The following is an 18,348-nucleotide window of genomic DNA, read 5'->3' on the forward strand; positions in this document are numbered from 1 at the left end:
CCCAGGCTGGCTGTCGGACGTTTCCGATAGACCGCAGAGAATTTGCCCTCTAACCGAATGTCACGCCACGCGCCATCCCCGTCGCCGCAACCACCATCAGCACCAGCAACAATGCCTCGACATGACTGATTCGGGCGTACAGCCTCGCGCGCCCGGTATCGAGTACCGCGCCGCGCGCAGATGCGATCCGCCACTTGATCAACGTGATCATCGGGGCGAGCTCTACAATCAAAATCAGCACAAACAGGGTCATCTTCAGATGAAACAGTGGCTGGTGAAGATAATAGTCAGTGCCTTTTTCAAAGCCGCCAAAAGCCCGCATCCCGCCTGTCACCAGCAGAATCAACGCAGAAATGCCCCACAGGTTATCGGCCAGTAAAACGCGCTTGGCCTCGCCTGAACCGGCAGCCAGGCGACTAAATGCCGCCCCGCGAGTCAGAACCGCCCAAAAGCCCAAAGCAAAAGCCAGCAGATGAACAGCTGCGAGAAACCAGTGAACCAGCATCGACACACCTCCACCAGAAAGAGTTGAAAATCGGCCAGTCAGTAGTAGTCGAAAAAGCAGGGATTTGCTTGCGACGGAATCGTCGGGCGCGATGAGGCATTGCGAGGAGAATTTGAAACAGCAGATGCCAAATCGCAGGCAAAAAAAATCCCAAGCAGCTGATGGAAGCTTGGGATTTAAAAATGCATAAACCGTGGTGGTGAACGCGGGGCGAATGTTACTTAATTCCACGAACAGGAACAACATTTTTTTGATAACTGGCTGGTTAGTAACAATCGTAACCTATTCAATATCCACACTTTTTCAAAGGACGCTGGCGACGAACGGCGATTCCTCAATCTCCCGCCACTCAGGGAAGTTTGGCGTAGAAAACATCGTAAGGAGAAAAGGCTTCGTAGAAATTGAATCCTGCACCATGGGAACTCAACACTGCAGCTTCAACTACACCGAACAGAGAACCTGCCTTGGAGCAGGAACCGTGGGCGAAGATATTAAAACCATGAAGGTCTACTCATGGAATTTGGAATGTCCGGAGATCGATTAAGCGCGGAGTCGAACTGGCACTCTACGGAGGGTTTTGCAAAAGTTTTGCAAATCGCAGACAACAAAAAAGGGCCCACCTTTCGGTGAGCCCTTCCAGACCGCCCAGCAGAGCGGATTTTGTTTGGTAGGCGCGATTGGACTCGAACCAACGACCCCCACCATGTCAAGGTGGTGCTCTAACCAACTGAGCTACGTGCCTGCTGTGAGGCGGCATTCTACGGAATTCCGGAGGGGTGTCAACACCTTTTTTTCACCTAACCCTATGAATATGCAAAATATTTAATTTCGGGTCGTTGGCGAAGATTTTCCGGTGGCTAGCGGAGGTTTTTCAACTCGGGTAGGATCGACGCACTCGTAAAATATATTAAACAGAGGCTGCAGGATGGCGAACACCCTTTACCCAGAGTCCTATTACGCTGCGTCGGCCAATGCCGTACCGCCCCGCCCTGCCTTGCAGGATGATGTGGAGACGGACGTCTGTGTGATCGGCGCCGGGTATACCGGATTGTCGTCTGCCCTGTTTCTGCTGGAAAACGGTTTTCGCGTCACCGTGCTGGAAGCGGCCAAGGTCGGTTTCGGCGCTTCCGGGCGTAATGGCGGGCAGATCGTCAACAGTTATAGCCGTGACATCGATGTGATCGAACGCAGTGTCGGCCCGAAGCAGGCGCAACTACTCGGACATATGGCGTTCGAGGGCGGCCGGATCATTCGCGAGCGTGTGGCCAAGTACAACATCCAGTGCGACCTGAAGGACGGCGGCGTGTTCGCCGCGCTGACGGCCAAGCAGATGGGCCACCTGGAATCGCAGAAGCGCCTCTGGGAGCGCTTCGGCCATACACAACTGGAATTGCTCGATCAACGCCGCATCCGCGAAGTGGTTGCCTGCGATCAGTACGTCGGCGGCATGCTTGATATGAGCGGCGGGCACATCCATCCACTGAACCTCGCGCTTGGCGAAGCGGCGGCGATTGAATCCCTCGGCGGCACTATCTATGAACAATCGCCTGCCGTGCGCATCGAGCGCGGCGCCAACCCGGTGGTGCATACACCGCAAGGCAAGGTCAGGGCGAAATTCATCATCGTCGCGGGCAACGCCTACCTCGGCAATCTGGTGCCGGAACTGGCGGCCAAATCGATGCCATGCGGCACGCAAGTGATCACCACCGAACCGCTAGGTGATGAACTGGCGAAAGCGCTGCTGCCGCAGGATTACTGTGTCGAGGACTGTAACTACCTGCTCGACTACTACCGACTGACCGGCGACAAGCGCCTGATCTTCGGCGGCGGCGTGGTGTATGGCGCGCGTGATCCGGCGAACATCGAAGCGATCATTCGCCCGAAGATGCTCAAGGCTTTCCCGCAACTCAAGGATGTGAAGATTGATTACGCTTGGACAGGAAATTTTCTGCTGACCCTGTCGCGTTTGCCGCAAGTCGGCCGTTTGGGCGACAACATCTATTACTCGCAGGGTTGCAGCGGCCATGGTGTGACTTACACGCATCTGGCAGGCAAGGTGCTGGCTGAGGCGCTGCGCGGTCAGGCTGAGCGCTTCGATGCGTTTGCCGACTTGCCACACTACCCGTTCCCCGGCGGGCAACTGTTGCGCACGCCGTTTGCCGCACTGGGTGCGTGGTATTACGGGCTACGCGATAAATTCGGGATGTAAAAAAAGGGCCGCTGGTCGCGGCCCTTTTTATTAAATACAGCACTCAGAGCTGATCCCGAGCAATCCCGCTGCGGATGCGCAGGATATCGGCCAGCACCGCCAAAGCAATTTCCGCCGGGGTCTTGCTGCCGAGGTTCAGACCGATCGGCGCATGAATCCGCGCCAGCTCCGCCTCGCCCAAGCCACCAATACGACGCAACCGCTCGAAGCGCTTCTGCGACGTCTGCTGCGACCCCATCACGCCGATGTAGAACGCTTCGGTGCGCACTGCTTCCATCATCGCCAGGTCGTCGATGCGCGGATCATGCGTCAGCGCCACCACCGCCGTATCACGATGACAGCCACCATCAGCAATAAACACCGACGGCAATTGCCGACGAATTTCCACGCCATCCAGCACCACGCCTTCAAGCACCTCGTCACGCGGATCGCAGAGAATCACCTCAAAACCCAATCCAACGGCAAACTCGGCACACGCCTGCGCCACGCTGGAGTAGCCGGCGAGCAACAGACGCTGTGCCGCGCCGACACGGATGCGCACCCGATCAATCTCACGCTCGATCCGCGCACCCTGCTCGCGATCAGCGAACAAACTGCGCGCACCGCTGACCAGATCGACCTCGCGAATCAAGCGACGCTGACCGAGCAGCGCCGATTCCAATTCACGCAGATGCGCCTGCACCTCGCAGTCAGCGTCAAATTTCTCAACCAGCACGTCGAGAATGCCGCCACAAGGCAGGCTGACTCGCGAACGCGGATCGTCGCCTTCCCCGTAACGCACGACGTTGACCGCATCGAGAAACGCACCTTCGGCGACGCGCTCCAGGAAATCTTCCTCGACGCAACCGCCGGACAGCGAGCCGATCCACTGTCCGCCATCGTTCACCGCCAGCAGCGAACCCGGCGCACGCGGTGCCGAACCGTAAGTGGTGAGCACGGTGCAGAGCCAGATGCGCTGCCCCGCCACCGACCACTCCAGCGCTCGCCGCACCACTTGTAGATCGAGATGCTGCATGTCAGTGCGCCTTGTGCTCGATGGACGGTGCGTCGGCTTGCAGCTTCTGCACCTCACTCACCGCCAACTCAGCGGACTGACCACCCCAACCTTGACGCAGATAGTTGAGCAGATCCGTCAGCTGTTCAGGACTGAGCTTGTCGGCGAAACCCGGCATCGGTTGCATATGCTCGAAGCCGGAGAACTTCTGTTCGCCAATACCATCTTCGATCACCCGCAACAGGTTACGTGGGTCTTCCAGGCGCAGCGTAGTGTTGCCGCGCATGGCCACCGCGATGTGCGGCTTGCCTTCGCCACCAACCGCATGGCAACCGGCGCAAACGTTGAGGTATTCCTGACGACCGCGCTGGGCACTGGCGCTGAGCTTCTCGACTGGCACTTCAACCAGCGTTTTGGCTGCAGGAGGTTGGTCGCCGAGCAGGAACGTCGCCATCGCTGCCAGATCCGCATCGCTCAGGCCCTGGGTGCTGTTGTGGAACACCGGGAACATCTCATTGAACATCGTCCCCTGCGCACTCATGCCGTGCTTGAGGAACGTGCTCAGATCCTGCTCATTCCAGCCGCGCGCAGCCAGATCAGTGGCCAGCAGACTCGGCGCCAGATAACCATTGAGGATGCCGCCGGTCAGGCGTTTATCCAACTGCATCGCGCCCGGCAGGCCGCGCGGCGTGTGGCATTCGCCGCAGTGACCGAGCACCTCGACCATGTACTGGCCGCGCGTCCAGGCTTCACTTTTACCTTCGGCTGGCTCCAGTTTCAGGACTTTGCCGTACATCATGTTCCAGCCCATCAGGCCCAGACGCACGTTGAACGGAAAGCTCAGGCTGGTAACCGGCGCTGCGCGCTCGATTGGCTCGATGGTTTTCAGGTACGCATGAATCGCATCCGAATCTGCACGCGGCATCAAGTGATACGAGGTGTACGGCATCGCCGGATACAGGTTCGCGCCATCGCGGCGTTTGCCTTCGGTCAGCGCAGCGAAGAACTCGTCATCGTTGTACAGACCGATGCCGTGCTCTTTGCTCGGGGTGATGTTGGTGCCATAGATCGTGCCGAACGGCGAGACGATCGGCAGGCCGCCGGCAAACGGCGCGCCACCCGCTGCGGTGTGGCAAGCCATGCAGTCAGCGGCGCGAGCGAGGTATTCGCCGCGTTTGACCTGATCATCGGCGTGGGCAAACAACACCGGCGCGGCGAGGCCGACCGCCAGGGTCAGGCGGGTCAGAAAAAGCTTCATGCTTAACCCTCCTTGACCAGGCCGAGATCGGTCAGCACGTTGCGGGTCGCGTTGTAATAACGCACGTACCCGGTGCAACGGCAGATGTGATGCCCGAGGCTGTCCTCGATGACTTGTTCGAGCTTGCTTTGCACGGTCGGCTGACGCTGCAGCTTTTCAACCAGCACGGTCGCAGCGTTGACGAAGCCCGGCGCGCAGTAACTGCACTGGAAGGCGAACTCATCAACGAAGCGCTGCTGGATCGGGTTCAGTTCGGTGACCTGGCCCGCCTCATCACGCTTGGCGTGAGCTTCGATGGTGCGGACTTTCTTGCCTTCGAAGTAATGCGCGCCGGTGATGCAGGTGCGCACTTCTTCGCTGGTGCCGTCCGGGTTGTCGACGATCACCACACAGGCGTGGCAGATGCCCTGGCCGCAGCCCAGACGCGAGCCGGTGAGGTTTTTGTATTCGTGCAGGTAGTCGATCATCGGCAGGTCATCAGGGATGTCCACCGGGCCGACGGATTGACCATTGAGGGTCAGTTGAAGCGGACGGTTAGCCATTGAGGGCCTCCTTGATGCGCGCTGGAGTGATGGGCAGGTCGCGAACACGTTTACCGATGGCGTGGGCCACGGCGTTACCGATGGCACCGACAATCGGGATCATCACCACTTCGGCGATGCCTTTGGACGGATCACTTGGCGACAGCGCCGGCAGAATCTCCGACGTCTGTTTCCACACGGCAACGTGACGTGCCATCGGCAGACGGTAACGGTTGAAGTTCCAGTCACCCTCCCCCGGCCCGCCTTCATACAGCGGCATCTCTTCCATCAAAGCGTGGCCGATGCCCATGGCAATACCGCCTTCGAGCTGGCCCTTGACCAATTCTTCCACCAACACACGACCGCACTCGACCCACGAATGGTGGTTGAGCACTTCGACTTCAGCAGAACCCTTGTTGACCTTCAGCTCGACCAGCGTGGCGACCGGGCTGTAGTAAGTCACGGCAGCGTTGTTCAGCTGAACAACCGGATAATTGATGTTCTGGCGGTCCAACAGATGGAAACCAGACGTGGTCATCAACGCTTTCTTCGCCTTCGGCGCACCATCGCCATACTTCACTGCCAGACCATCCAGCGGCAGACGCTCGCGCACGCCGTCGATGCTGTATTCAGCTTCTGCCCAGCTCCAGCGGTTGAATGCGTGAACGGTGGCGCCGGTCACCAGACCACGCTCGTGAGCGTGTTTGGCCAGCTCTTCGAAGGTCAACGGCTGCATGCCGTTGGCCGTGAGTTTGCCGTTGACCCAATGCGCATCTTCGCGACGCACGACGTAGGGGTTGGCTTGACCGCCGTAAGGACCCTGACGCCAGATCTCCATTGCCGCCGGCCACAAACCGTTGTTGAACAGCACGCGCGCTGCTTCACGGGTAGCGTGACTGAAGTAGTAAGCCGAGTTGGTCGCCGACGAGGCCGAAGCCAGTTTGCCGACCCAACGCGGGTTGCGCAGCAGGTTGTCCTGCTCGGCCTGACTCATGATGTAAGGATTGCCGCTGGTGATCAGCTGCATTTCCTTCCACTCGGTTTCGCCGGTTTTCACTTCGTGCGCCGGGCTGCCGAGGAAGTCGGCCACGACCAAGGCTTGCGAGGTGGACATGCCGGTGCCGATCTCAATGCCGATATGGCGCAGAGTAATGCGACCGTCAGCGGTGAATTCGATGCTGGCCATCGGCGCTTCGGAACCGGTGCCGAAGTCTTTCTGGCAAATGGCAAAACCAACGCCGTACCAGTTGTCCGGGTCGGCAGCTTCGCGCTGTTTCTTGATCGCGTCGCGGTTTTTCCAGACCTCGTGCACCGAGGCCTTGTCGAGAATTTCATGCAGGCGCAAAGCACCGGCGGGGATCGCGCCCTGGGTGTTTTTCATGCCCGAACGCAGGGCGTTCTTGCGACGCAGGTCGATGGCATCGACACCGAGGCGATTGGCGATTTCGTCGACCATCATTTCGGTCGCCGCCATGCTCTGCAGGGTGCCGTAACCACGCATCGAACCGGCCTCGACACCACGCGAGTGGTAGGCGGTGACCTGCAGGTCATTCTGCGGCATGTAGTAGATCGACTGCGCCGCCGTGGCACCAACCGCCGCTACCGATGGGCTGTAGTTGACCCGGCCGCCACCGTCGACGCTCATGTCAGCGCGGAAAATCTTGAAGCTGTAGTCGTTCTTGTCCACGGCCAATTGGTAGCGGATGTCGAACGGGTGGCGCTTGATGCCACTCTGGAATTGCTCGTAGCGGTCGTTGGCCAGACGCACTGGCACGCCAGCGCCGTACAGTGCAGCAAGGGCTGCGTAGTAGACGAAAATGTTGTGGTCTTTGGAACCGTAACCCACGGTGTAACCCGGGTGCATGCTCAGGTTGTCGAGGCCGAAGCGCGACGGCGCGATCATTTTCGCGGTCTCGGTCGCAGCTTCCAATGGGCACTGGGTGGCCACGACGAAGTGCAGGGTTTTGGTTTTCGGGTCGTACCAGCCATTGCCGTTGTCCGGCTCCATCGCGGCCGGTTCGATCGACGGGGTTTTGTAGCGCTCGTCGAACACCAGCCAGTTGTCCGGCGGGGTGTCGATCTCTTTCTTCATGCGGTCGGCGTAGAACAGGCCGCGCTCGGTCAGGCTGCCATGCAGATTGGGCTGAGAATTCCACACTGGACGACGGTTTTTCAGCATCGGGAACAGGATCGAATCCTTGAGGCTGGCAAATTCATCTTCGTCTGCCGAGGTCGCGCCGCCCACACGTACGTAGCGGAAGCTGCCATACGGATCGCCTTCGTAGAACGGCACTTTCGCACCGTAACGAATCGCTTTGTCATTGAATTTGAGTTTGTTCTTGGCCTGACGGAAACGCTCGAAATCGTTCCAGATCAGGATCGCTACCGGGTGACCGATGAACATCGGCACCTTGCCTTCCGGCAGCAACGGATCCGGGGCGTGCTCTTCCGGGAAGACGATGCCGTCCTTGTCCAGGTCAGCCGCGGTGACGATGCGGTCCGGCTGCAAATCGGCGCCGAGCCACGATAGGTCGTAACCGGCGTAGATGCGGTCAGCCTTGATGGTTTTCAGCAGCATGGCGTGGCCTTGCTGTTCAGGCCAGCCCGGCATGTCCTTGGAGCGGATGTCGCGGGCGAAGACCTTGCTGCCGCAGACTTTGGACAGTGCATCGTTACGCTGACGCGCCTTGCCGTTATTGCCGAGCCATTTTTCGGACGGCACGGTGACAGTGTTTTCCATCAAGGCAGCCAGCGCCTGGGTGCTGAGCGGCGTGAGCGTGACGCTCACACCCGCCACCAGCCCGCCCTGGAGGAACGAGCGCCGGGATATATCACGGTTGGACATGGATCATCCTCTGGGCGGTTATGTGTCCGCCCTTCTGGTTATCTACTGGGGAATCTCGAGTCTTGCAGAAGCCCTTTCTGGCGAAACAAAGGGCGTGTTGACAGTGCAAAGCTGACCGAAAGGTTAACTTTAAAGGTTTCTGCGCTCGCAGCAAACAACCAGTTACAAAAATTTGACTAAAGAATCAAAAAATCAATGCGACGTGGCACCGCAGCAGATTACCGAACCAATAGATATCCCCCCCTGTGGGAGCGAGCCTGCTCGCGAAGGCGTAGTGTCAGCCAGCACATTATTAGCTGACACACCGCTTTCGCGAGCAGGCTCACTCCTACAGGGATTTGTATTGGATTCAGGATTTAGGCAGGAGAAAAAGAGGTGGATAGCCAAATTTCAGACACAAAAAACCCCAGTCTTTCGACCAGGGTCTTTGCTATCGATTCCGAATCAACCAAGGGTTGCTTTCGGTGCTTCAAGGCGTTCAGTGGTCCTTGAAGCAGATATGGCGCAGCGGACGGGACTCGAACCCGCGACCCCCGGCGTGACAGGCCGGTATTCTAACCGACTGAACTACCGCTGCGTATCGCTTTGAGCTTACGCTCAAGTAACTCGTTTTGACTGCAAGCTTCGGTGCTTTGCAATCGCGAACCAGACAAGCCTGATTCGTAAAATATGGCGCAGCGGACGGGACTCGAACCCGCGACCCCCGGCGTGACAGGCCGGTATTCTAACCGACTGAACTACCGCTGCGCGTCGGTGCAGGCACTTTCAGCCTACGCTCTTGCTTACGCAAGTTTCTCGGGGAGTGGTGGGTGATGACGGGATCGAACCGCCGACATTCTGCTTGTAAGGCAGACGCTCTCCCAGCTGAGCTAATCACCCGTTTGCATCTCCGAGGCCGCGAAATGTACGCAGGTAGCGAACCTAAGTCAATAGCAGGATTGAAGTTTTTCTTAAAAAGACGAAATTGTTTCCATCCTGCAAGACCGCCTTCGCGAGCAAGCTCGCCCCCACAGGGGGTATGCATTCCAAATGTGGGAGCGAGCCTGCTCGCGAAGGCGTCAGTTCATCCAACGCAAATTCAGAGAAAAAGGCGATCTACTCGCTATAGATCATCTTTTTCGTCATACCGCCATCGACGACGAATTCCTGCCCAGTGACAAACCCGGCATTCCTCGACAGCAACCAGGCGACCATGGCCGCCACATCTTCAACCGTCCCTACCCTGCCCGCCGGATGCTGAGCATGATCGGCATCGGCCAAAGGCTCGGCCCGACGCGCAGAGGGATCCCGCGCATCGATCCAGCCCGGGCTGACTGCGTTGACGCGAATCTCCGGCCCGAGGCTGATGGCCAGCGCATGCGTCAGCGCCAACAAGCCGCCCTTACTCGCCGCATACGCCTCGGAGTCCGCCTCCGACTGCCGCGCACGGGTCGAGGCCAGGTTGACGATCGAACCGTTGTGCGCGCGCAGATACGGCGCACAGTGCTTAGCCAGTAACATCGGCCCGCTGAGATTCACCGCCAACACACGATTCCAGTACGCCAGATCGAGGCTTTCCAGGGTGATGTTGTGCGGATCGGCGACCGCCGCGTTGCACACCAGCGCATCGAGGCGACCAAACTGCCCCAGCACTTCGGCAACGCCGAGCGCGACCTGGCCCTCATCGGCGACGTCCATGGCGATGAACCAGGCGTTTTCGCCCAGCACCTTCGCCACTTTCGAACCGCGCGCACGATCCAGATCAGTCAGCACCACTTGCCAGCCTTCGCTGATCAGCCATGCCGCGATCCCCAGACCGATACCGCGCGCGGCTCCCGTGACCAGCGCAACGCGGCCATGGGTACCCGCTGTCGGCGTAGACAACTCGATCACAACGCTGCCAGACCGCGCGCCAGATCGGCCTGCAGGTCCGCCACATCTTCCAGACCGACCGCAATGCGGATCAGGCTGTCACGGATGCCTGCCGCTTCACGCTCCTGCGGCGCCAGACGGCCGTGGGAGGTGGTGCTCGGGTGCGTGATGGTGGTTTTGCTGTCACCGAGGTTGGCAGTGATCGAAATCAACCGGGTGGCATCGATAAAGCGCCACGCGCCCTCTTTGCCGCCCTTGACCTCGAAACTCACTACCGCACCGAAGCCCTTCTGCTGACGCTGGGCCAGTTCGTGCTGCGGATGGCTCTTGAGACCGGCGTAATGCACCTTCTCGATGCCGTCCTGCTGCTCCAGCCATTCGGCCAGCTCCTGGGCGTTGGCGCAGTGGGCCTTCATCCGCAGGTTCAGGGTTTCCAGACCTTTGAGGAAGATCCACGCATTGAACGGGCTCAAGGTCGGCCCGGCGGTGCGCAGGAAGCCGACGATCTCTTTCATCTGCTCACTGCGACCGGCAACCACGCCGCCCATGCAACGGCCCTGACCGTCGATAAACTTGGTCGCCGAGTGCACAACGATATCTGCGCCCATTTTCAGCGGCTGCTGCAACGCTGGCGTGCAGAAGCAGTTATCGACCACCAGCATCGCGCCTTTGGCGTGAGCGATTTCCGCCAGTGCGGCAATGTCGACCAGTTCAGCCAGAGGGTTGGATGGCGATTCGACGAAAAGCAGCTTGGTATTCGACTTGATCGCCGAATCCCATGCCGACAGATCAGCCAACGGAACGTAATCGACTTCAACGCCAAAACGCTTGAAGTACTTCTCGAACAGGCTGATGGTCGAACCGAATACGCTGCGCGAAACCAGTACGTGATCACCGGCACTGCACAGGCTCATCACCACTGCCATGATCGCGGCCATGCCGGTTGCGGTGGCAACGGCCTGCTCGGCGCTTTCCAGCGCGGCAATGCGCTCTTCGAACGCGCGCACGGTCGGGTTGGTGTAACGCGAGTAAACGTTGCCCGGCACTTCGCCGGCAAACCGCGCGGCTGCGTCGGCAGCGGTGCGGAACACGTAGCTGGAGGTGAAGAACATCGGATCACCGTGCTCGCCTTCCGGCGTACGGTGCTGACCGGCACGTACGGCCAGGGTGTCGAACGCTACGCCTTCGAGGTCGCTATCCAGTCGACCGGCATCCCATTCCTGACTCATGCTGTCACTCCTTGCCCTGTTCGCGAAAATTGAAAGTCAGATACAAAACCGGCCCCTCAGGGCCGGTGATAACTCAGTTGTTGTACAGATCGATGATCGCACTGACCGCTTGGGTCTTGATCTTCGAGGAGTCGTTACGCGCCTGCTCGATCTTGTTCAGGTACGCCTCGTCGACGTCGCCGGTGACGTACTTGCCGTCGAACACCGCGCAATCGAAGTTCTCGATCTTGATCTTGCCGCCACCGACCGCCTCGATCAAGTCAGGCAGGTCCTGATAGATCAGCCAATCAGCGCCGATCAGATCCGCCACGTCCTGAGTCGAACGATTGTGCGCGATCAGTTCGTGGGCGCTTGGCATGTCGATGCCATACACGTTCGGGAAGCGTACCGCTGGGGCTGCCGAGCAGAAGTAGACGTTTTTCGCGCCGGCTTCGCGGGCCATCTGGATGATCTGCTTGCAGGTGGTACCGCGCACGATCGAGTCATCGACCAGCATCACGTTCTTGCCGCGGAATTCCAGCTCGATAGCGTTGAGTTTCTGGCGAACCGACTTCTTGCGAGCCGCCTGGCCCGGCATGATGAAGGTACGACCGATGTAACGGTTCTTGACGAAACCTTCGCGGAATTTCACGCCCAAGTGGTTGGCCAGCTCCAGTGCCGCAGTGCGGCTGGTGTCCGGAATCGGGATAACCACGTCGATGTCGTGCTCTGGACGCTCGCGCAGGATCTTCTCGGCGAGCTTCTCGCCCATGCGCAGACGGGCCTTATAGACCGACACGCCGTCGATGATCGAATCCGGACGCGCCAGGTAGACGTGCTCGAAGATGCACGGTGTCAGGGACGGGTTGGTCGCGCACTGACGGGTGTGCAGCTTGCCGTCTTCAGTGATATAGACCGCTTCGCCCGGGGCCAGGTCGCGAATCAGGGTAAAACCGAGCACGTCCAGCGAAACGCTTTCCGAGGCGATCATGTACTCGACGCCTTCGTCGGTATGACGCTGGCCAAACACGATTGGGCGGATGCCGTGCGGGTCACGGAAACCGACGATGCCGTAACCGGTCACCATCGCCACAACGGCGTAACCACCAACACAACGGTTGTGCACGTCGGTCACGGCGGCAAACACGTCTTCTTCAGTCGGTTGCAGCTTGCCGCGCTGGGCCAGTTCGTGAGCGAACACGTTAAGCAGCACTTCCGAGTCGGAACTGGTGTTGACGTGACGCAGATCGGATTCGTAGATCTCTTTGGCCAACTGTTCAACGTTGGTCAGGTTACCGTTGTGCGCCAGCGTAATGCCGTAAGGCGAGTTGACGTAAAACGGTTGGGCTTCGGCCGAAGTCGAGCTGCCCGCGGTCGGGTAACGAACGTGGCCGATACCCATGTGGCCGACCAGACGCTGCATGTGACGCTGCTGAAACACGTCACGCACCAGGCCATTGTCCTTGCGCAGGAACAACCGGCCATCATGGCTGGTCACGATACCGGCAGCGTCCTGGCCGCGGTGCTGGAGCACGGTTAGCGCGTCATACAGCGCCTGATTGACGTTCGACTTACCGACGATACCGACGATGCCACACATGCGACGCAACCCCTACTTAATGGATCTGAACTGAACAACACTCACTGGGGCGTTTTCGCCGACGGCAAGAGTTGCTCCTTGAACGGAATATCAGCGGGTACGCTGATTCCGCTGGCAAGCCACTGACTGCTCCACCCGAGAATCAGGTTTTTGGACCAATCAGCGACCAATAGAAATTTTGGTACGAGCTGTGATTCTTTCCACCACCCGTCCTGCTGTACCGGCCCCAGACTCAACAGCCCGACCGCCACGACCACCAGCAACACGCCACGCGCTGCGCCGAAGGCCATGCCGAGGAATCGATCGGTCCCGGACAACCCGGTGACGCGAACCAACTCGCCGATAAGATAATTGATCATTGCGCCCACGATCAGCGTGGCGACAAACATGATGGCACAGCCCGCGATCACGCGAGCCGATGGGGTTTCGATGTATCCGGCGAGGTACTCGGACAATGAGCCACCGAACATCCAGGCGACGACTCCTGCGATGATCCAGGTCACCAGCGATAATGCTTCCTTGACGAAGCCGCGGCTCAAACTGATCAAAGCGGAGATGGCGATGATTGCAACGATCGCCCAGTCAACCCAGGTAAATGGCACAGTGCAGCCTACAGACGGATAAGGCGGCGCATTTTAGCAGAGCGCATGCCTCTCGGTAAGCTGCGATTGTCAGTGCATTTCAATCGGCGCGATAGTTTTTAGCCGCGCTCAGGCTGGAAGCGCACGACAAACCCTTTGAGGTTCTGCTGACGACCCAACAGATCACGTAGACGATCAGCCTCGGCACGCTCGATCAGCGGACCGACAAACACCCGATTCTTGCCATCGGCGGAGCGGATGTAAGCGTTATAGCCCTGACTGCGCAGGGTCTTCTGCAGGCTTTCGGCGCTGGCACGACTCGACAGACTGGCCAGTTGCACCGACCAGCTCACCGACAGACCGTTGGCATCGACGCGGCTTTGCGTCGTGTCAGGCTTACTCGATGCAGAGGTAATCGGCTGGGCAGGCGCAGGAATCGGCTTGGCCACCGCCGGCGGCGCAACAGGCTTGGTAATCATAATGGGAGCCGCCGGCGCAGGCGCAACAGGTGCAGTATCTTCTGCGACTTCTTCATCCGTCGGCACCGGTTCTTGCGGCAAGGCTTGCGGCTCGGGAACAGCCACGGTTTCCATTTGCACTTGCGGCACGACAGGTACTTGTGGTGCGGCGGGCGATTCGACAGTTACCTGACGCTGCTCGTCCTGACGGGAAAACAGCATTGGCAGGAAGATCACCGCCAGCGCGACCAGCACCAAAGCGCCAACCATGCGCTGCTTGTACGCTTTATCCAGCAAAGCCATTTGCCGCTTCCTCCGTGGAGCGCCGGGCCAGCCATTCAAGGGCCTCGGCGACACAATAAAATGATCCGAACAACAGAATCTCGTCGTCACTGGTTGCCACGGCGCACTGCCCTTCCAGCGCGGACGCGACACTGTCGTAAGACGTGACCGCAGCGCCAAGGTTCTGCAATGCAGCGCTTAATTCAGCCACTGGACGTGTGCGCGGTGAATCCAGCGGTGCAACGGCCCAATGCTCGACACTAGCATTCAATTCGCTGACAACACCATCCAGATCCTTGTCGGCCAACAGGCCGAATACCGCCAAGCGCTTGCCGACCGGTGACTGCGAGGCCAGACGACGGGCCAGATACTCGGCAGCATGCGGGTTGTGACCAACATCGAGCAACAGATTCAGGCGCTTGCCGTTCCACTCGAACGCGCGGCGATCCAGTCGCCCGACCACGCGAGTGGCCCGCAACGCAGCGACGATCTGCTGGGCATTCCATGGCAAACCGAGCAGCAAATACGCCTGCAACGCCAGCGCGGCGTTTTCCATCGGCAGATCGAGCAGCGGCAAGTCGCGCAACTCGACAACCTGACCTTGCGCATCAGTGCCGCGCCATTGCCAGTGCTGATCAGTGATACCGAGGTCGAAATCACGCCCACGCAGGAAGAACGGACATGCCAGTTCACGCGCCTTGTCGAGCAGTGGTTGCGGTGGATTGAGGTCTCCACACAGAGCAGGCTTGCCCTGGCGGAAGATCCCGGCCTTTTCGAAGGCCACAGATTCGCGGGTGTCGCCCAGATAATCGGCGTGATCGACGCCAATGCTGGTGACCAGTGCGATATCGGCATCGACCACGTTGACCGTGTCCAGACGCCCGCCCAGCCCGACTTCCAGCACCACCGCATCAAGCCCGGCCTGCTGAAACAGCCAGAACGCCGCGAGGGTGCCCATTTCGAAGTAAGTCAGGGAAGTGTCGCCGCGCCCGGCCTCGACTGCTGCAAAGGCTTCGCACAGCTGTGCGTCAGTGGCTTCGACGCCATTGAGCTGCACCCGCTCGTTGTAACGCAGCAGGTGCGGAGAATTGTAGACACCAACGCTCAGGCCCTGCGCCCGCAGCAATGAAGCCACGAAAGCGCAGGTGGAACCCTTGCCGTTGGTGCCGGTGACCGTGATCACCCGAGGCGCCGGCTGGCCCAGCCCCATACGGGACGCTACCTGTTGTGAACGTTCCAGACCCATGTCGATGGCCGACGGATGCAACTGCTCAAGGTAGGCGAGCCATTCGCCAAGGGTGCGCTCGGTCATAGGCCAGCAGGTACCGGTGGAACCACGATCGGCTCGATTGGCGCGGCGACGAATTTCGGCGTCGGCTTGCCAGTCATTTGTGCCAGCAGGTTACCCAGACGCGGGCGCAGTTCCTGACGGTGGATGATCATGTCGATCGCGCCGTGCTCCAGCAGGAACTCGCTGCGCTGGAAGCCTTCCGGCAGTTTTTCACGCACGGTTTGTTCGATAACGCGCGGACCGGCGAAGCCGATCAGGGCTTTCGGCTCACCGACGATGACGTCGCCGAGCATCGCCAGACTCGCCGAAACACCGCCGTAGACCGGGTCGGTCAGTACGGAGATGAACGGAATGCCTTCTTCACGCAGACGCGCCAGCACAGCCGAAGTCTTGGCCATCTGCATCAGCGAGATCAGCGCTTCCTGCATGCGCGCACCACCGGAGGCGGCGAAGCAGATCATCGGGCAGCGGTTTTCCAGCGCGTAGTTGGCGGCGCGCACGAAGCGCTCACCGACGATGGCACCCATGGAACCGCCCATGAAGGCGAATTCAAAGGCCGAAACCACTACAGGCATGCCCAGCAAGGTGCCGCTGACGGAGATCAGCGCATCTTTTTCGCCGGTCTGCTTCTGTGCAGCGGTCAGGCGATCCTTGTACTTCTTGCCGTCGCGGAATTTCAGACGGTCAACCGGCTCCAGATCGGCGCCCAGTTCGTTGCGACCTTCGGCATCGAGGAAGATGTCGATTCGCGCACGTGCGCCAATGCGCATGTGGTGGTTGCATTTAGGGCAAACGTCCAGGGTCTTTTCCAGCTCTGGACGATACAACACCGCCTCGCAAGACGGGCATTTGTGCCACAGACCTTCAGGGACCGAGCTCTTCTTGACCTCGGAACGCATGATCGAAGGGATCAGTTTGTCTACTAACCAGTTGCTCATGCTTTCTTTCTCCAGTACCGGCGGCCCGAACGCTCTGGTTCGCAGCCCCGCGTATGCCCTTCAGCTAAATTCATGTGTGTGGCGATGGTTGGTGGACAGCCACGGTCAGCGCGAAACATGACCTGCGTGCGATCCAGAAACCCTCAGCCGCGCCTGCTTTGTGCAAGTGCATTGATGGACGGCGGCAGACTGCCAGCCGTCACATCAATATGGCGCTTTGCGTACCGCGTTGATGAACGCCCGAACCTTTGCGTGATCCTTGATGCCTTTGCTCGCCTCCACCCCGCCGCTGACATCCACCGCGTAGGGTTTTACCCGAGCCACGGCCTCTGCGACGTTCTCTGGGGTTAAACCACCCGCCAGAATCAATGGCTTGCTCAACCCCTGCGGAATCAAAGACCAGTCGAACGCCTCACCGGTTCCGCCGGGCACGCCTTCAACGTAGGTATCGAGCAGAACACCGCTGGCGCTGGGATAAGCGTCAACGGCAGCCGCTATGTCATCACCGGCCTTGACCCGCAACGCCTTGATATACGGACGATGCCAGCCTTCACAATCTTCAGCGGCTTCATCGCCATGGAACTGCAACAGATCCAGCGGCACGGCATCGAGGATTTCCCCCAACTCGCAGCGACTGGCGTTGACGAACAGGCCAACGGTGGTCACGAACGGCGGCAATGCCTGAATAATCGCCCGCGCCTGCTGCACGGTGACCGCACGCGGACTCTTGGCATAGAACACGAACCCGATCGCATCTGCCCCGGCCTCAACGGCGGCCAGCGCATCTTCTATGCGGGTAATCCCGCAGATCTTGCTGCGAACGGCTGACATATCGAGAAAAACTCCGAGGCAAAATCCGGGAAAGTCCCGGATGGTAACAAAAGCGTTCGAGGGCGTCAGCCGTCAAGTTCGGAGAAACCCGTAAGGAAATGTGGCCCGATAAAACGCTCGGGCAACGGGAATTCGTCGTGGTACTCGACCTGCACCAGATACAGACCGTACGGATGCGCCGTAACGCCACCGGAACGGCGCTCGCGGCTTTCCAGCACTTCCTTCATCCACTCCACCGGGCGCTCACCGGCACCAATGGTCATCAGCACGCCGGCGATATTGCGCACCATGTGATGCAGGAACGCGTTGGCGCGTATATCGAGCACGATCATCTTGCCGTGACGGGTCACGCGCAGGTGATGCATTTTTTTGATCGGCGACTTGGCTTGGCACTGGCCGGCGCGGAACGCACTGAAATCGTGGGTGCCAATCAGGTACTGCGCGGCCTCGGCCATGCGCTCGACGTCCAGCGGACGGTGGTTCCAGGTGATTTCTTCGTTGAGATGCGCCGGGCGAATCTGATCGTTGTAGATCACATAGCGATAACGCCGCGCGATAGCTTTGAACCGCGCGTGAAAATGCGCCGGCATCACCCGCGCCCAACTGACGCTGATGTCATGGGGCAGATTGATATTGGCGCCCATGACCCAGGCTTTCAGTGAACGATCGACCGTCGTATCGAAATGCACCACTTGTCCGCAAGCATGCACGCCCGCGTCGGTGCGACCAGCGCACTGTAGCGAAACCGGCGAATTGGCGACTTTCGACAGGGCTTTTTCGAGTTCTTCCTGCACCGTCGCCACACCCGCCAATTGACGCTGCCAGCCGCTGTAGCGCGAGCCTTTGTACTCAACGCCCAGCGCGACGCGGTAAAAGCCGTCGGGGGCCATTTCGGCGACCGGGTTATCTATGTTTGCCAAGGTGGGACAGCCTGCTGTTTGTGCAAAGGCGGGCATTATAAGGCGGCGGTTCAGGG

Annotated in this window: 15 protein-coding genes and 4 tRNA genes; 1 reads left to right on the forward strand and 18 read right to left on the reverse strand. The window is 59.5% G+C overall.

The window, feature by feature from the left end; translation table 11 throughout:
• Positions 1-49: 49 nt before the first annotated feature.
• Positions 50-505, reverse strand: coding sequence for a DUF2214 family protein (locus ACI514_RS15420; RefSeq protein WP_405124225.1), 456 nt, complete (start codon positions 503-505; stop codon positions 50-52).
• Positions 506-1,170: 665 nt separating this feature from the next.
• Positions 1,171-1,247, reverse strand: a tRNA-Val gene (locus ACI514_RS15425).
• A 183-nt stretch (positions 1,248-1,430) separates the two neighbouring features.
• Between ACI514_RS15425 and ACI514_RS15430 the strand changes: the two genes are divergently transcribed.
• On the forward strand, positions 1,431-2,714 hold the full coding sequence (locus tag ACI514_RS15430) for an NAD(P)/FAD-dependent oxidoreductase (RefSeq protein ID WP_405121972.1): 1,284 nt from the start codon (positions 1,431-1,433) through the stop codon (positions 2,712-2,714).
• A gap of 43 nt (positions 2,715-2,757) precedes the next feature.
• On the opposite strand, the gene ACI514_RS15435 is transcribed toward ACI514_RS15430, so the two are convergent.
• From ACI514_RS15435 to truA, 16 genes are all read right to left on the reverse strand, one after another.
• Positions 2,758-3,729: an XdhC family protein gene (locus ACI514_RS15435; protein WP_160057157.1), complete on the reverse strand. Its 972-nt coding sequence runs from the start codon at positions 3,727-3,729 to the stop codon at positions 2,758-2,760.
• Position 3,730: 1 nt separating this feature from the next.
• Positions 3,731-4,966 (reverse strand): c-type cytochrome, encoded by a 1,236-nt coding sequence (locus ACI514_RS15440; protein ID WP_405121973.1) that lies wholly within the window; start codon positions 4,964-4,966, stop codon positions 3,731-3,733.
• Between the two features lie 2 nt (positions 4,967-4,968).
• Positions 4,969-5,508, reverse strand: coding sequence for a (2Fe-2S)-binding protein (locus tag ACI514_RS15445; RefSeq protein ID WP_405121974.1), 540 nt, complete (start codon positions 5,506-5,508; stop codon positions 4,969-4,971).
• The gene (locus tag ACI514_RS15450; RefSeq protein ID WP_405121975.1) at positions 5,501-8,332 is read right to left on the reverse strand and encodes a xanthine dehydrogenase family protein molybdopterin-binding subunit; all 2,832 of its coding nucleotides are present in this window, start codon (positions 8,330-8,332) and stop codon (positions 5,501-5,503) included. Before ACI514_RS15450 ends, ACI514_RS15445 begins: the two co-directional genes overlap by 8 nt.
• A gap of 500 nt (positions 8,333-8,832) precedes the next feature.
• Positions 8,833-8,909, reverse strand: a tRNA-Asp gene (locus ACI514_RS15455).
• Positions 8,910-9,002: 93 nt separating this feature from the next.
• Positions 9,003-9,079: transfer RNA gene (locus ACI514_RS15460), tRNA-Asp, on the reverse strand.
• Positions 9,080-9,135: 56 nt separating this feature from the next.
• Positions 9,136-9,211, reverse strand: a tRNA-Val gene (locus tag ACI514_RS15465).
• A 216-nt stretch (positions 9,212-9,427) separates the two neighbouring features.
• Entirely contained in the window at positions 9,428-10,204 is a 777-nt protein-coding gene (locus ACI514_RS15470; protein WP_008083223.1) for an SDR family oxidoreductase, read from the reverse strand.
• Positions 10,201-11,412, reverse strand: coding sequence for an O-succinylhomoserine sulfhydrylase (locus tag ACI514_RS15475; RefSeq protein WP_405121976.1), 1,212 nt, complete (start codon positions 11,410-11,412; stop codon positions 10,201-10,203). The genes ACI514_RS15470 and ACI514_RS15475 overlap by 4 nt, the downstream gene beginning before the upstream one ends.
• 73 nt (positions 11,413-11,485) lie before the next feature.
• Positions 11,486-12,991 carry an amidophosphoribosyltransferase gene (gene purF, locus ACI514_RS15480; RefSeq protein ID WP_007913462.1) on the reverse strand — a complete coding sequence of 502 codons (1,506 nt, stop codon included), beginning with the start codon at positions 12,989-12,991 and terminating at the stop codon, positions 11,486-11,488.
• Positions 12,992-13,032: 41 nt separating this feature from the next.
• Entirely contained in the window at positions 13,033-13,593 is a 561-nt protein-coding gene (locus tag ACI514_RS15485) for a CvpA family protein (protein ID WP_007913461.1), read from the reverse strand.
• A gap of 98 nt (positions 13,594-13,691) precedes the next feature.
• Positions 13,692-14,333, reverse strand: coding sequence for an SPOR domain-containing protein (locus ACI514_RS15490; RefSeq protein WP_160057152.1), 642 nt, complete (start codon positions 14,331-14,333; stop codon positions 13,692-13,694).
• Positions 14,317-15,624, reverse strand: a complete 1,308-nt coding sequence (gene folC, locus ACI514_RS15495; protein ID WP_405121977.1) for a bifunctional tetrahydrofolate synthase/dihydrofolate synthase — start codon at positions 15,622-15,624, stop codon at positions 14,317-14,319. The genes ACI514_RS15490 and folC overlap by 17 nt, the downstream gene beginning before the upstream one ends.
• Entirely contained in the window at positions 15,621-16,541 is a 921-nt protein-coding gene (accD, locus tag ACI514_RS15500) for an acetyl-CoA carboxylase, carboxyltransferase subunit beta (RefSeq protein WP_007913458.1), read from the reverse strand. Before accD ends, folC begins: the two co-directional genes overlap by 4 nt.
• A 204-nt stretch (positions 16,542-16,745) precedes the next feature.
• On the reverse strand, positions 16,746-17,372 hold the full coding sequence (locus ACI514_RS15505) for a phosphoribosylanthranilate isomerase (protein ID WP_405121978.1): 627 nt from the start codon (positions 17,370-17,372) through the stop codon (positions 16,746-16,748).
• A gap of 65 nt (positions 17,373-17,437) precedes the next feature.
• A complete protein-coding gene (gene truA / locus ACI514_RS15510; RefSeq protein ID WP_174244500.1) occupies positions 17,438-18,262 on the reverse strand; it encodes a tRNA pseudouridine(38-40) synthase TruA in 825 nt (274 codons plus the stop codon).
• Between the last annotated feature and the right edge of the window lie 86 nt (positions 18,263-18,348).

The organism is Pseudomonas sp. M20, from assembly GCF_045037865.1.
Classification (GTDB): Bacteria; Pseudomonadota; Gammaproteobacteria; order Pseudomonadales; family Pseudomonadaceae; genus Aquipseudomonas.